Here is a 14509-nt window from a genome sequence, read left to right on the forward strand (position 1 = left end):
GCGTAGAGCGCGAGTGCATGGTAAAAAACTCTATTTCAATCAGACTTCTTAGTATTGTTTTATCAATTTATCTACTACTCACCGCAGTTGTTACTTGCGTGCATTTGTACATTGATTTCATAAATACAAAAAAAGAATCGCAGGCAGTGTTAAAAGCATCTGAGAGTACTTTTGGCAATATTCTGGCCTCTGATCTGTGGAATTTAGACTACACACAATTAGACATCACAGCGCAAAGCATTATCAACTTGCCTCATATTGCAGGTATTGTCCTGCAAGACGATAAAAAGTTTATCCTGACCAGAGGTGATATCCCCGACAGAGCGATTAATACCGATCCTCAGGCTTTTTATCAGTTTCCGCTGATGATGAAATCAGGTGGGATGGAAAATAAAATCGGCACGGTCAAATTATACGCTGATGAAGGCTATATTTATGACAGCATGCAATCAGGTATATTTTTACTGATAATTAATGCCTTGATAAAAACCGCAGCCATCTTTGTGTTAGTGACCATTGTCTTTCGGAAGTTGTTGTCTGCACCTTTGGGCAAACTCGCGTTCCAAGCCAGCAATATTAAAGCTGATGACATGAAAAGCTCCCATATCAATATTGCTCAGAATCCAAATGATGAGCTGGGCATGTTGCAAAGTGCATTGAACGATATGATGCACAAAACAGCCAGCTCGTTTGAGCAACTCGATAGCCTTAATAAAAACCTCGAAAAAATCGTCAGTGAACGCACCTTAGAGTTGCAGCAATCGGTTGACCAATTACATGCACAGCAAGCACAGTTGAAAAATGAAATTGAGGTGCGCCATCAATCAGAGGCGGCATTAAAAACATCATTAGATGAGCTTAAAAAAGCGCAAAATCAATTGATTGAATCTGAGAAAATGGCGTCCTTGGGTGGACTGGTCGCAGGTGTAGCGCACGAAATCAATACGCCAGTTGGAACCAGTTTAACAGGGGTTTCTCACTTCAAGAGTACCCTAGAAAATTTACACAAAAAGTACGAGCAGGGCGAGTTAGAAGAAGATGACTTTGTAAAGTTTATTAAAGACTCTACCGCGCTGACCAATACCATAGAAAGTAGCCTAGAGCGGGCTGCAAATTTAGTAAGGAGTTTTAAGCTTGTTGCGGTGGACCAATCCGCTGAAGAGGTCAGAGAGTTTGATATTGTGCAGTATTTAAAAGACACCATGACCAGCTTAAATAGTCAGTTAAAGCAATCCAACATCGCGTTTCGTATCGATACGGAGCGGGAAGTTTTTTTGATTAAAAACTTCCCCGGGTCATGGGCGCAGATTTTTACTAATTTAATTCAAAATACGTTGATCCATGCCTATGAGCCACAAGTACATGGAGAAGTGGTGATTACATTTACGCAAGACGGACAAGACTTGGTGGTTTTGTTTTCCGATGATGGCAAAGGCATGACAGAAACAGCCAAGAAAAAGGTCTTTGACCCATTTTATACGACTAATCGAGGAAACGGCGGGTCTGGATTAGGTATGAATATTATTTTTAATATTGTGACGCAAAAAATGCAGGGCGCTATCTCTGTCGATTCAACCCTCAATTGCGGCACCACATTTACGATCAAAGTTCCGATAAACGTACAACCTGCATGCATAGGTGAATCAAATGGCACTGTTTAAAAAGTCCAAAAAACCTAAAGTTGAAAAGCAAGGTGCATGGAAAGTCCTGATTGTTGATGATGAGCCGGATGTTCATACAGTCACTAAAATTACCCTGAGTGATTTTGAGTTTGACGGTAAGTCCATTGATTTTGTCAGCGCCTATTCTGGTGAGGAGGCGAAAAAAGTCATGGCAGAGCACGGTGATATTGCGCTGGTATTACTCGATGTGGTCATGGAGACGGATGATGCAGGGTTACAGGTCGCAGAGTTTATTAGGAAGGTGCTAAATAATCACCTGACACGCATTATTTTAAGAACGGGACAGCCCGGCCAGGCACCCGAAAGAACCGTCATTGTGAATTATGATATTAATGATTACAAAGATAAAACTCACCTCAGTAGCGACAAGCTTTTTACGGTGGTCTATACCGGGTTGAGAGGATATAGAGATATTCAAGATATTGAAACTGCAAGAAAGAAGCTCGAAACTCACCGCCAAGGATTGGAGCAGGTAATCGACTCGACTACCAGTTTATTTCGTATTCGGAGCTTGCGTGAGTTTGCCAGCGGCCTATTGGTACAAATATCGACGCTATTACACGCAAACAAACCATCAGCACAGAGTAATAACTTTGCTGTGCGAAAGTCGCAAGGGCGCTTTGAATATCTTGCGGGCAATGGAGAGTACGGTTTTAACACAGCAGATTATCTTGATTTACCTGAGCATATATTGGCTCTACTGGAAAAAGCCTGCGAGCAACAAAAATCGCTCATCGAACATGACTGCTTTGTGGGGTATTTTAAGACGTATAACGCAGAAGAAAATCTTATTTACTTACAAGGGATCACCGCCATCGATGAGCTAGATACCAAACTCCTTGAGCTTTTCTCTAACAATATCACCGTGGCTTTTGATAATTTGGAGCTAGATAAGGAAATATATGATACCCAATCTGAAATTATTGAAACGCTAGGGGAAGTCGTCGAAAGTCGCTCAAAAGAAGCGGCCAATCATGTTAAACGGGTTGCCCATTTATCGAGAGCACTTGCTTTATGGATAGGGCTGCCAAATGCGCAAGCTCAAGAGTTATTTATGGCAGCTCCAATGCATGATGTCGGTAAAGTGGCGATCCCCGACTCCGTTTTACTAAAACCCGGCAAACTAGATGATGAGCAGTGGCACATTATGAAAACCCATGTGTCTGTCGGTCAGGAGATTTTTTCTCGCTCAAAACGCCCAACGTTAAAGGCAGCTGCCATTGTGGCGGGAGAACATCATGAGAAGTTTGATGGGTCTGGTTATCCCAATGGTTTGTCTGGTGAAGACATTCATATATACGGCCGGATAGTGGCCTTGGTGGATGTGTTCGACGCTTTATCGCATAAACGATGTTATAAAGATGCATGGAGCATGGATGAAGTCTTGGCCCTGTTGGTCAAAGAGAAAGGGCGGCACTTTGACCCTCAGTTAGTGGATGTGTTTATTGAGCATATTGATGACGTACAGGTCATTATGGATAAGTACCCCGATTAAATCGGGGCTTAAAGTAACTTAGCTATTATTGCCAAGTCATTAGGTGTGGGGCGTTTGAGTTAGTCTCGAACTAACAACGACCCTATTGCCAGAAAATGATTGGTAGCTGTTGATTAAGCAATAACACAATGCAAAATTGTAAAGCACAGATCAAGCATGCCATATCAAGCCAGTATATTTTGTTTTGTTTTAGAAACGCTTTGGTTTTGTAAGCCGACCAAATAAGACTAAGAGGTAATAACCCAGAGATTATCGCAAGGCAGAATGACGCTGCTGTGAGCTCTCCAAATTGCATAAAGCTTTGTTGTGTATATAAAGTAATGGGTAAGGCAAGCATAATTAAATTATAAAAGCTCGGTTTTATATTGGCATATCTATTATGCTTATCTCTAATCATGGTGGCGATGCCCACAAGCAATAAGCCCATTAAGCCTATGAGACCGAGTAGTATGCTAGACCAAACGAGTACTAAGTTGAGTACGCTGCCTTTTTGATATGTTCTATGACCATAACTAAGCATTGGCTGATTTTCATCATTTTGATAAAAAACATAAGTGGCATTGCTGCGAGTGATGTCTCTAAATAGTTGCATGCCTACAGGAACAATGACTTTGTCTTTACTTTGTAAACTGTGAATAACCAAGCTGTTTTTTGTTTGACTAAGCCATACAAAATTGGTTATCCAGTCAACAAATGCGAATTCTGCCATACTGTTAGGCGCTAAAAAATAGATCCCCGTTTTGTCTTTTAGGGGCATAGCCTCTTTGACTGCCTCAGTGATGTTAGCGGGTTTGACTTTAAGCTGATCGATAAAAAGTTTATCAAAATGAGCATAGTTTGCAGTTTCACTATCAGTGTTAAGCGCGTAAAAAAATGCTTTGTTTTCGTCGGGAAATACACACATATGCGCCCTAAAACCAAACGTTGTTCCTGGCCTACAGTGCCCCATGACTCCGTGACGGTCTCGATTTGAAAACACCAGTCCATGACCTATTTTAAGGCCAGCTTTATGCGCATTTGTTTCATGAGCACCCGCAAGTAAAGGGAGTAACTCCGGTAAAATAAATGTTTTACCATGCACAGTTCCGCCAGCGAGTATAAGGGCCATAAATTTACCCATATCAGTCGCGGTGGTTGTAAATTGGCCTGCACCTCTTAATAAAAATGGTGGAGACGCTTGCGCTGTCATTAAATCATGATACCCCATTGCTAAGCTTGTTGGGGTTGGTATTGCACTTTGTGTTTGGAAAGTAAACGTGCTGTCATGCATGCCTAACGGTTTTAGTAAGTGTTCATCAAGGTAGGTTTCATAGCGTGTATTTGTGATACTTTCTATGATCATTGCCAAAAGTTGGTAACCCATATTCGAATAAGATTCTTGTGAGCCCGGTTTGAATCTAGCTGTGAGTAGACTTTTATCGCCGTTATTAAATGCGTTAATAAGCGGTGTATCTGGCGTGACCTGAGTATTTAGGTACTGCCACATGCGCACACTATCTAACCCTGAAGTATGATTTAGTAGGTGCCTTACTAATATTGGGGAGTTATCTCGCCAAGGGTTCTTAATGGCAAGCTCAGGGAGCAATGTCCTTATTTGGGTATCTAAAGACAATTTTCCTTCACTGACTAATTGTAGAATGCCCACAGCCAAAACGGCTTTTGTTACAGATCCAATTTGCATTTTTTGACTGTCGTGCATTACAAAGCCTTTCTCGATATTTGCCAAACCGGTGCTACCAATTTGAATCTGCCCTTCATTTAACAGGGTCCAAGTGATTCCTGCAATTTTTTGCTCTTGAATGGTTTGTTCAATTTGTTGTCTGAATGTGTTGTTGTCTTGTGCTTTTACATGTGTGAAAGGCCAAATCAAAAAGGTTAAGAGCAGGGTTAGGTAATATTTTGTCATTTTTATACTTATATTTATATTAATGTCTAAAGGTATCACTTTGTATGTGATTTGAATGTGAAATACGCGATGAAACTTAATGTGTTAGAAGTTTTATTTTGATTTTTTATGTAGTTATCAAATGTCGAATAGATTATAGATTTTTTTATTTCAACTGTTGGAGTGGTACCTTTGAGTATAGGGTGTTCATATTATGTATTCTCTAGCTGTGATTTAAAAAGAGGTTTTAAATCTAAATTTTGTTGTTAATTTTGCAATTTGACTGTGTCGACATCTTTGTAAGGTGGTGCATGTCTTAAGAGTAATATTTCAATCTTTACATGTTGTTCATTTGTTTTGTTGATTAAAAATAAAACAGGTGTTACTGTTTTGCTGCAAAATAAATAATAAAAAGGAAATTGAAATGAAATTAAAACTAAAAAGCAAACAAATTAAAAACCTTTCTAAAGATAGAGCAGCACTTCCTGCGGGTGCTACGCCTCAAGTAGGTGGTGGTATATATATCGATCATACTCGACTAGCAAGTTGTTATATTTGTAATATCGGTAAATAGGTCGAATATTTATCCTAAGGTCAAAAGCCTAATATTTGGACTAATGGTGATATTAAAACACCGTTAGTCTTACTCCGTTTCCTCCAGAATATGCAAGATTTTGCTGTGAAAAGTTTTATCAATTGAGTACTTTTGATATATGCTTTCGTCGTCCTGATGAACATCAGGAACCGATGTTATAGACATGATTGATATGCGCTTTCGTCGTCCTGATTAACATCAGGAACCGGTGTTATTGACATGATTGATATGCGCTTTCGTCGTCTTGATGAACATCAGGGTCCAGTGTTATTGGACGTGATTGGTATCCGCCCCGTCATCCTGACGAATGTTAGGATCCAGTGTTTTAGACGTGATAAATATACGCTTTCGTCGTCCTGATGAACATCAGGAACCGATGTTATAGACATGATTGATATGCGCTTTCGTCGTCCTGATTAACATCAGGAACCGGTGTTATAGACATGATTGATATGCGCTTTCGTCGTCTTGATGAACATCAGGGTCCAGTGTTATTGACGTGATTGGTATCCGCTTTCGTCGTCCTGATGAACATCAGGAACCGATGTTATAGACATGATTGATATGCGCTTTCGTCGTCCTGATTAACATCAGGAACCGGTGTTATAGACATGATTGATATACGCTTTCGTCACCCTGATGAACATCAGGGTCCAGTGTTATTGACGTGATTGATATGCGTTTTCGTCGTCCTGACGAACGTCAGGATCCATGTGCTGTAGGCGTGAAGAGTTCTGAACAGCTGAGTTTCTTCAAATACCATTAAGCAATCAATACAACACGCATTGCGAGCAGAACAGCACGTAGTACTGAACCTCTTACTTTTATTAATGTAACCATGAAATATGTGTTACTTCAGATTGTTGGCTATTTTTTACGAGCTTTCCAAGTACCGCCGTATTGATATGTTTGAGCAAATTCTTTTTTAATGATCAGCAAGCAGGGCCCACAAATAAAGTGCCATTGGATATTGTTGTCGTAGCGACATCGATACATAACCTCTTTATTTTGTTTGCAGTGTGTACAGCGTTTATGGCGTATTCGCATGGCTTAATCGTCTTATAGGTCATGTATCGCTAAGTTAAGATTTTTAATTTCTCTAATCACTATTTACACTCATATCACCAGAATACAGTGTATTAAGGGCGCGTTGTAGAGTGAATAACTGTGATTGTTTGTGTTATACGACGTTGATAGCAGTTAGATCAGCATAAACACTGTGTGCGGTGATAGTTTTTTATTACTTGGTAGTTATCGACTCTTTATTCATTGGGCTTTGGTGTATTATTGCAATTGATAATGTAGACAGCGAGTAGAAGGTCATATGGCTAGTACAGCACATGCTTTACACATCTTGGTAAAGCATAAAGAGCAAGCGGAAGATATTCTAAAACAATTAAAAAAAGGGGCTAAGTTTCAAACCTTGGCAAAGAAGCACTCAACCTGTCCGTCAGGAAAAAAGGGTGGAGATTTGGGTGAGTTTAGGCGCGGTACTATGGTACCTCAGTTTGATAAAGTCTGCTTCTCTTGCGAAGTCCTTGTTCCGCAGCTGGTCAAAACCAAATTTGGTTGGCATATCATTAAGGTGTTGTACCGTACGTAAAAAAGAAATGATGGTCGTTTTTTAAGCGGTGAGCCTCCAGTGAAGACCTAGTTATCAATATCTTAATTGATAAAAAATGAGCTTAAGATAATTACATCACTGATAACTGCATCAACAGATTTAAGTAAAGGCTGCGTTATTGATTGCCATGAAATCGTTGGCGCAGCCTTTTTCACCGTACTTACTACAACAGTTTATTTTTCATGTTCATGTTCGAAATTGATTTCAATTTCTAGCTTTTTGTCTAATCCAAGCATATCTCGGTGGTATTCTTTCCCTTGTATGTGCGCTTTTAGTTCAGTCGCGATTTGCTTATAGGCATCATTGAAGTATGACTGCAATTCAGCGTCCTTCCATGTGTTTTTCATCTCGATTGACTTGCCTTTGAAACCATAGAAGTTCCGCCATACGAATTTACCTTTTTGATCATATAAAGAGGCGATAAGTTGTGGACTAAAGATTAACCTTGATTGATTGACTGAAATTAAGGCATATGGTTCGAGTATGAGATTTAGGCCAGATGATTCAATGGGAGCGAGTGACGTGACCTTACTCGGCACTTTCATCTTTTGCATTTGATTAAAAAGAGTCGTTGATAGCGCGAAGTTATCGGCTAATCGAGATTCGAGTGTTTTTGGCAAGTGTAGTTCATAGTGGGAGTCGAGCATGACGACACCTAATCCGCCAATGAGCCCTGGCTCATAATCAGGTACTGAAGAGTAATTACTTACTACAAATGAACTATTTTCGATGTGCCTGTCAGCCAGTTTTAGTGAAAGGTCGTGTGGGTTGTACTCTTTGATATGAATTGATATGTCTGTTGCTTTATATTCTTTTGGGATCTTCCCACCAGTATTTTTGGTCGTTAAGTTACAAGCACTCAAGCCTGTCATGAACATAATTAGTATCAGAACTCTCATAATTAGCCCTTTTGTAACTGTATGCGGACATTTAGGTGTTTTATTTAATTTTAATTTTAGGTGTTTAAAGAGGGTGACGCAAAAGCTTAATTTGCGCCACCTCTTTATTTTATGACGATGAGAATACACAGTGCATGTATTCTCATCTTTATGAGGTTTTATTTCTTTTTGGAGGTCTCAAATTCGCCACTCAGGTACTTATTAATGATGCTACCCAAGTTTTCGAAATACCCGGTGAGACCATTTTGAACAGGCTCAAAAAATGCTTTATCAAGTGATTGATGATCTGCTGGGTCTGCTAAATCTAATTTTGTCACTCTGCCATGCATTGAGTGAAGATCGAGCATGCTCTTCATAACGCCCATATCAATTGGTTGTGAGATAAACTCTGCAGACACGTCATAACTTGCCGCGGCATAGTAGTTGTCTAAGCCAAAAAAGCTGCGCGTGTATAAACCGTGTCCTTCAGCATAAAAGTTTGTACAACCATATTGAGTGCAGTTCATATCGACTAGCGTTTGTGTTTCGGTAATTGAAATTACGACATCTATGCCTTTGGCCGTTAACTCATTTCTTTCAGCCTCGAGACTTGGATTAAATTGCCATTGTTTATCTTTGATAAATACAAAACCGCTAGAAGCTCGCTGGTTGCTTAACGTGCTGTCCAATAACACAACCTCAGCATTTGCGCCTTCTTCGAGTTTCTTTTTTAGGGTCTCAAAAATATGCTGCTTCATTTTTACGTCAACTTCATATTGTTTTGTGAAGTTGTTGAAAATAGTCGTACCGATATGTGTATGCGTTAGCTCATCACTCACGTCGATAACCAAAGCTACTTTGGGTTGATTTTTAGGTTGATAGTCATCAATAGGAGGCACGTAGATTGTATTACACGCACTGATCAACAGGGCGATTGTAATAATGAATAAAGATTTTAATTTGTTCATTAATTTACTTGTTAAGGATAAAAAATTGGCGATATTCTACTCAGAGTGAGCGCTTTGGTCTCTAAAAAAATCTATCTTCTATCCCTTTTATGTAAAGAATTGTAATGAAAGCCTTCTTATAAAAAAGCTGTGTTTGCTCAAGTGGTGAACTTGCCAAACAATTTGAGTGTTCTAGTTATGGAATAGCGCAATGGAGGTACATGGAGAGTTCACCTAGTGCATTGAAAAATCAAACCTATGGGTTTACTTTCCATGGTGCTACTTTTTGTCAGATGAAGCTCATTGACTATGAGCTTTGATATAGTATGGTGCAGATTAAGCGTTATTTATTTCCAAAAACGTGTTCATCATAGTGCGCGCCGCCCGAAAATTTGACACACTTTCTTGCACAGCGTGTAGATGAAGGGTTGTTACCAAAGTACCACTCAGTTTCAATTGAATCTACATCATCCGGTATGTCAGATTCTTGAATGACCTGTACCGTTTGAGTTCTCTGTTTTTCATTTGTTTGTTCCAGACATACTTCGCCTTCTTGCAGTTCGAAATGCTTATGCAAAAGCTGAAGAGAAAATCGTTCGGTCTTATTATGTGCTATCAGAACTTTTTCGATTTCTCTAATGCACTCGTAATCGGATTCGTTCAGGTCTGAAACAGAGTTGATGTGTAGTAAGTGATTGTTTGACTGTGGGAAAGCGACAATTTTTTTCATGTTAGTTCCTTCTTATATATTTTATTAGCTTGTAATAAAGCCATGTTCGATGTGATTTATACTTTTTATTTTACTGAACTGTGGTGCAGTAATATCTTTTCATTTTCTAGTGAGATGCTAAGAATTATTCCTGAGAAACCAACGAATTTCGTGATTTCTTCTAAATGCCTTTCTATTGAGTGAGTGTTAACCTTTTCCTTAGTAGACCACATATAAAAACCACTTACTTCGTTGATATACTCGGAGCTTTTTAGTAATTGTCCAGTTGAATCTTTAAAACCAAATCTTGCGGGCACAGCAAGGCATCGTCGAATACCTTTGGTATTTCGAATAAGCGCCTGCATACATAGCGCTTCTGTTTGATTGATTAATGGTGTGAATTGTGGCGTAAACTTTCTTTGCAGTTCAAATCGTTCAGCCATGTCAGTATATTCATCTTCTCGGACGTTCGAATTTCCTTGTTTTTTTGCGTTTATTACACAGCACTTTTGATAATTGTTTTCTTTATTATCGCGTGAAAAATACTGAACGTTCTCTGTGTAATAATCAACTATATGCTGTTGTGGATTGAGCAAAAAGGGGGACTCTTGAGCATTTAGTTGTGTGTTCAAGTCTCGTTTATTTTTTATGTGTTTTTTGTAATAGGGGTGTTCATACTTAGGCCGCATAAGTCTAGAAACCCCTGATGGACTATGGGCGTTCTTTCTACAATCGGCTTCAGCTCTGTTACAAACTTCACGGTAATGAGCGAGGTCATCCTCTAGTGCAATTCCTTTGGTTCTTTTGAGCCTATTACTTTGCTTAATAAGAAATAGTGCGAACCCGACCCCAAGAGCAATTACCCATTCCATACAGTACCTGTTGTCTAATGATTAGTTAAAACCTTAGTTCCCTATTTCCCCATCACATAAGTGAATTAATCCAAAATGAGGTTGTTAACTATAAGATGGCTTATTTTTTTATTTAAAGTTTATGCACTCATTGGTTACTTTTCAGCTGTGATTAATATGCTTTTTCGTTAACGTCTTTTGAGTGCTTTTTAAACACCTAAAATTTACATTATAAAAATTAGTTTAAAGAGTCAATTTATGGGGTGATTACGATTAAACCATAAGGGAAGCTGCTACTTCTTTAGCCTTATGGTTTAATGATAAGACAATCATTGCTTTTATTCACTGGACTTAAAAATAATCATTCCTCTTTCATTGGAGTAATAATTTCTAACGGCTTCCCATCTCTGACAATTTTGCCATCTTTTATTTCGATAATACGGTCCATCATGGAAAGTACATCATAAGAATGGGCGATAGAAATGACGGTTTTGCCTCTCATAATTGTGTTAAGTGAGCTGATAAATTCTGTTTTTAATACAGGGTCTAAGGCGCTGGTGGCTTCATCTAACAATAATATGTTTTTATCCCTTAAAATTGCTCTGGCAAGCGCCAATCGTTGACGTTGACCGCCTGATAATTGCCCGCCATTTTCCCCAATAAAGGCAGATAAACCTTTACGGCCACGTGCATCCGTGTAGCTCTCTACAAACTCCAAAGCATTGGCTTTTTCAAGCGCGCGTCTGACTGACTCTTTGCTGACGTCATTTAATCCAAACGCAACGTTTTCATAAATGCTTTGATTAAAAAGACCAATATCCTGATTTAAAAAGCTCATTTCATTGCAGATTTTGTCTATTGGGTAGTCTTCGATATTTTTACCATCAATATAAATGGCACCGCTTTCAATCTCATCAATACCACAGAGCATATTCAGCAATGAAGTCTTGCCAGCGCCAGAGGGACCGATGATCCCGACTTTCTCACCGGGTTTTATTTTCAAGCAAAAATCAGTAAACAGCGGTGCTTTATTTTCATAAGCAAATTCAACATTCTTAAATGTGATTTTTCCTCTTGAAACATGAAAGTTTCCTTCATCCTCAAGTGGCTCAATATCTTCTAAAAATTCATTAACTGCTTCTCTACCTACCGTTACTTGTCCCCAAGATACAAAAAAGGCATCAAATTCCTCTTGGCACCACTCTGAGAGTGAGATCACTCGATAGACTAGCGCTAATACCATCGAAAATTCACCGATTGATAAGCTATTATTTATCCATAGCTGCAAGCATAAAGCGCCTGTGCCCACAATTAAAATACCGTTCAGTAGTCCTACGACTGAGGCAAAATTAGAAAAAACGCGATATTCTTTAGCCACGACTCTTCGGTGACGAGTTGCCCATTTTTCAGCGAATTTTTGTTCGTACTCATTATTTGATAGCATTTTAACTGTGCGAATACGGGCGAAGCGTTCGGTGAATTTACCTGTAATTTCAGCACAGCTTTGTGCTTCTAGTCGGTTAGTGGCTTTGGCTTTGGGGATCCATTGGCCGATCAGCATAGCTAAAAATAATCCAGTCCAAATAATAAATGGCAGTGTTAGCCAGCCGTCAATATTGCCTACATACAATAGCAGCGCACCTAAAAACGCCAGCAAAAAACCGGCAAATCCACAGAATTGCAATACCACATCAATAATGGCTTCTGAGGTATCTACAATCACAATGGCAGTAGAGCCCGGGTCGTCTTCTTCGTGGTAGCTTGCTGGAGATGCAATGAGTGTACGGTAGAGCTTAATAAGGGTGTTTTTTTGTAAGTTTGGGCCAAGTAACTGGTGGTAAACGAGGTTTTTAAAAAGCGTGATTGTCGGAATAACCAGCGCAATTGCAATCGCGATGAATGCCAGTTCAGCCCCTTTTTCATTGAGCTTGGTGTTATCACTGGCAGTATCTAGCCAGTCAACTAACTCACCTAAAAAGTCGAAGGTGACAATTTGCAAAATACCACCGAGCAACGAAATAACAAAGGCGACAACTATCCAACCAGAAAATTCCTTTGTGCACTGACGGATAAAAGGCAAGTTGTGAGGTGCTTCATTCAATTGACTGTCAAACGTGTCTGTGTGACCCATTTTTTCAAATAACTTAAATAGTGATTTCATCGCTTTGCGTGGTGCCTTGATATGTCAAGTAAAGCCCAAGGTGTGAAGCTTGAGCTTAGAATGCGTAAGCCACCGATACGAATCTTACTTCGTTGCAGTGGCTTGTAATGGAGATTCATCTGCCTTTATTGCAGGCAAGATTAAGCTTTATTCGTCATCGTCATCGCTGTTGGAAGTTTCTGGCGTGTAGTCGTCCCAGTCACCCGCTTCTGGCATTGATAATTCATCGACGTTTTCACATTTGACTGCCTGATTGACGTACGCTCGCATGTCTTTTGACAAGAAGAATGAGCCAAAATGGGCCTCAGGCGAATAGTATTTGGTTTGAATATCCGCCTTGTTATAACGTGCTTCTATTTCATCCAGCGAGAGTGTATTGATAGAGCCGCTGCGAGTAGCCCAAATAAACGCGTGTGAGCCACCAAAGTAGTCATAGCAGCCACCCAGATAAATACCGGCAGGGTTGTTAAATGCTTGCGTTAAGCGCGATACCATAGACTGCATCATATAAGGTTCAAAGTAAGGGGTACCGCCTTGGGCGACTAAGATACCATCGGTTTTTAGTGCCGTTAAGCAATTGCCAAAAAATGATTGAGTGAATAGAGTTTCTGATGCGCCGCCATCTGGATCCGCGGCATCTAGAATGATCAAGTCAAAGCAATCACTGTATTGGGAGATGATTTCAGCTCCATCACCAATACGCAGAACAAATCTAGGGTCATCAAATGCGCCGTTGTTGATCTCTGGCAAATACTTGCGGCTCAATTGGATAATTTGCTCGTCAATATCGACCATAACGACGTTTTCCACGCTGTGGTGTTTTAATACTTCGCGTGCGCTACCGCCGTCACCGCCGCCAACAATGAGTACATTTTTAACCTTACCGTGAAATAAAATCGGCACGTGCGCCATCATTTCGTGATAAATATGCTCACCTTTGGTGGTGACCTGAATGCCATCGTCAATGCGCATTACTTTGCCGAGGTGACGAGTTTCAAAAATGCTGACATCTTGAAACTCAGTTTCTACGTCGACCAAATCATTTTCTGAACGAAGTGCAACGTGAACGCCACTTGTCATTTGCTCGTAGTGCCATTTAATCTTAGTCATGTGCTTGAATACTCCGTCTATTATGCGAGTTTTTGGGTTGGCTGTAATTGAGTGTGTAAAAGTGGCTGAAATTCTCCGGTGCCGCTGACAGAGCCGCCTCTGGTGAGGGTATTGACGACCATCTTTTTTGGCTGAAAGTACAGTTTTATTACGGGCAGGCACAGTTCAGGTTTGGCATCACCGCACATAAAAATATCCATCGCGGCAAAGTTATATTCAGGCCAGGTATGAATAGAAATATGACTCTCTGCTAAAATGATCATGCCTGACACACCGCCATTGGTTTCGAAGGGGTGTAAATGGGTCTTCAAAATCGTCGCATTGGCAGCGTTGGCACAGTCAATCATCATCTGTTCTATACGCTTCTCACCAATGAGATTCGAAGCATCGAAGATATCGATAGTAATGTGTTGTCCTAATGGGTTGATTAACTCAGGTTTTGGCGAGGAGATATTCATTCTTTTACTCAGTGTCCTGTATTTATGTGACTCTGGGTATGGGCTTCATATCCAAAGTCACTGTCATAGGAAAAGTAATATGCATAGCGCTTTTCCGAATACAGACATTCCAGC

Annotated in this window: 12 protein-coding genes; 4 read left to right on the forward strand and 8 right to left on the reverse strand. The window is 39.9% G+C overall.

Annotated elements, in window-relative coordinates; all coding sequences use genetic code 11:
- The first annotated feature begins 146 nt into the window (after positions 1-146).
- Positions 147-1661 (forward strand): ATP-binding protein, encoded by a 1515-nt coding sequence (locus S4054249_RS02625; RefSeq protein WP_167354828.1) that lies wholly within the window; start codon positions 147-149, stop codon positions 1659-1661.
- Entirely contained in the window at positions 1648-3177 is a 1530-nt protein-coding gene (locus S4054249_RS02630; RefSeq protein WP_046356315.1) for a DUF3369 domain-containing protein, read from the forward strand. The genes S4054249_RS02625 and S4054249_RS02630 overlap by 14 nt, the downstream gene beginning before the upstream one ends.
- Positions 3178-3259: 82 nt before the next feature.
- On the opposite strand, the gene S4054249_RS02635 is transcribed toward S4054249_RS02630, so the two are convergent.
- A complete protein-coding gene (locus S4054249_RS02635) occupies positions 3260-5083 on the reverse strand; it encodes a serine hydrolase domain-containing protein (protein ID WP_046356316.1) in 1824 nt (607 codons plus the stop codon).
- Positions 5084-5486: 403 nt separating this feature from the next.
- On the opposite strand from S4054249_RS02635, the gene S4054249_RS26480 reads away from it, so the two are divergent.
- Both S4054249_RS26480 and ppiC read left to right on the forward strand, forming a co-directional pair.
- Positions 5487-5636, forward strand: coding sequence for a hypothetical protein (locus S4054249_RS26480; protein WP_155401382.1), 150 nt, complete (start codon positions 5487-5489; stop codon positions 5634-5636).
- Positions 5637-6981: 1345 nt separating this feature from the next.
- The gene (ppiC, locus tag S4054249_RS02640; RefSeq protein WP_046356317.1) at positions 6982-7260 is read left to right on the forward strand and encodes a peptidylprolyl isomerase PpiC; all 279 of its coding nucleotides are present in this window, start codon (positions 6982-6984) and stop codon (positions 7258-7260) included.
- A 194-nt stretch (positions 7261-7454) separates the two neighbouring features.
- Here ppiC and S4054249_RS02645 read toward each other — a convergent pair whose 3' ends face one another.
- The 7 genes from S4054249_RS02645 to speD form a co-directional block, all read right to left on the reverse strand.
- Positions 7455-8180: a hypothetical protein gene (locus tag S4054249_RS02645; RefSeq protein ID WP_046356318.1), complete on the reverse strand. Its 726-nt coding sequence runs from the start codon at positions 8178-8180 to the stop codon at positions 7455-7457.
- Between the two features lie 158 nt (positions 8181-8338).
- Positions 8339-9127, reverse strand: a complete 789-nt coding sequence (locus tag S4054249_RS02650; RefSeq protein WP_046356319.1) for a hypothetical protein — start codon at positions 9125-9127, stop codon at positions 8339-8341.
- A gap of 322 nt (positions 9128-9449) precedes the next feature.
- The gene (locus tag S4054249_RS02655; RefSeq protein ID WP_046356320.1) at positions 9450-9836 is read right to left on the reverse strand and encodes a hypothetical protein; all 387 of its coding nucleotides are present in this window, start codon (positions 9834-9836) and stop codon (positions 9450-9452) included.
- Between the two features lie 65 nt (positions 9837-9901).
- The gene (locus S4054249_RS02660) at positions 9902-10687 is read right to left on the reverse strand and encodes a hypothetical protein (RefSeq protein WP_046356321.1); all 786 of its coding nucleotides are present in this window, start codon (positions 10685-10687) and stop codon (positions 9902-9904) included.
- A gap of 340 nt (positions 10688-11027) precedes the next feature.
- A complete protein-coding gene (locus S4054249_RS02665; RefSeq protein ID WP_046356322.1) occupies positions 11028-12827 on the reverse strand; it encodes an ABC transporter ATP-binding protein in 1800 nt (599 codons plus the stop codon).
- Between the two features lie 147 nt (positions 12828-12974).
- Positions 12975-13937, reverse strand: coding sequence for a polyamine aminopropyltransferase (gene speE / locus S4054249_RS02670; RefSeq protein ID WP_052960979.1), 963 nt, complete (start codon positions 13935-13937; stop codon positions 12975-12977).
- A gap of 20 nt (positions 13938-13957) precedes the next feature.
- On the reverse strand, positions 13958-14395 hold the full coding sequence (gene speD / locus S4054249_RS02675; RefSeq protein ID WP_046356323.1) for an adenosylmethionine decarboxylase: 438 nt from the start codon (positions 14393-14395) through the stop codon (positions 13958-13960).
- Positions 14396-14509 lie beyond the last annotated feature (114 nt).

It is taken from the genome of Pseudoalteromonas luteoviolacea, assembly GCF_001750165.1.
In the GTDB taxonomy this organism is placed as follows: domain Bacteria; phylum Pseudomonadota; class Gammaproteobacteria; order Enterobacterales; family Alteromonadaceae; genus Pseudoalteromonas; species Pseudoalteromonas luteoviolacea_G.

Bases quoted from the DNA above. Each gene is read 5' to 3' on its own strand.
- S4054249_RS02630 (WP_046356315.1), top strand. From the start codon at position 1,648: ATGGCACTGTTTAAAAAGTCCAAAAAACCTAAAGTTGAAAAGCAAGGT.
- speE (WP_052960979.1), bottom strand. From the start codon at position 13,937: ATGACTAAGATTAAATGGCACTACGAGCAAATGACAAGTGGCGTTCAC.
- speD (WP_046356323.1), bottom strand. From the start codon at position 14,395: ATGAATATCTCCTCGCCAAAACCTGAGTTAATCAACCCATTAGGACAA.
- S4054249_RS02650 (WP_046356319.1), bottom strand. From the start codon at position 9,127: ATGAACAAATTAAAATCTTTATTCATTATTACAATCGCCCTGTTGATC.
- S4054249_RS02660 (WP_046356321.1), bottom strand. From the start codon at position 10,687: ATGGAATGGGTAATTGCTCTTGGGGTCGGGTTCGCACTATTTCTTATT.
- S4054249_RS02665 (WP_046356322.1), bottom strand. From the start codon at position 12,827: ATGAAATCACTATTTAAGTTATTTGAAAAAATGGGTCACACAGACACG.
- S4054249_RS02645 (WP_046356318.1), bottom strand. From the start codon at position 8,180: ATGAGAGTTCTGATACTAATTATGTTCATGACAGGCTTGAGTGCTTGT.
- S4054249_RS02635 (WP_046356316.1), bottom strand. From the start codon at position 5,083: ATGACAAAATATTACCTAACCCTGCTCTTAACCTTTTTGATTTGGCCT.
- S4054249_RS02655 (WP_046356320.1), bottom strand. From the start codon at position 9,836: ATGAAAAAAATTGTCGCTTTCCCACAGTCAAACAATCACTTACTACAC.
- S4054249_RS26480 (WP_155401382.1), top strand. From the start codon at position 5,487: ATGAAATTAAAACTAAAAAGCAAACAAATTAAAAACCTTTCTAAAGAT.
- ppiC (WP_046356317.1), top strand. From the start codon at position 6,982: ATGGCTAGTACAGCACATGCTTTACACATCTTGGTAAAGCATAAAGAG.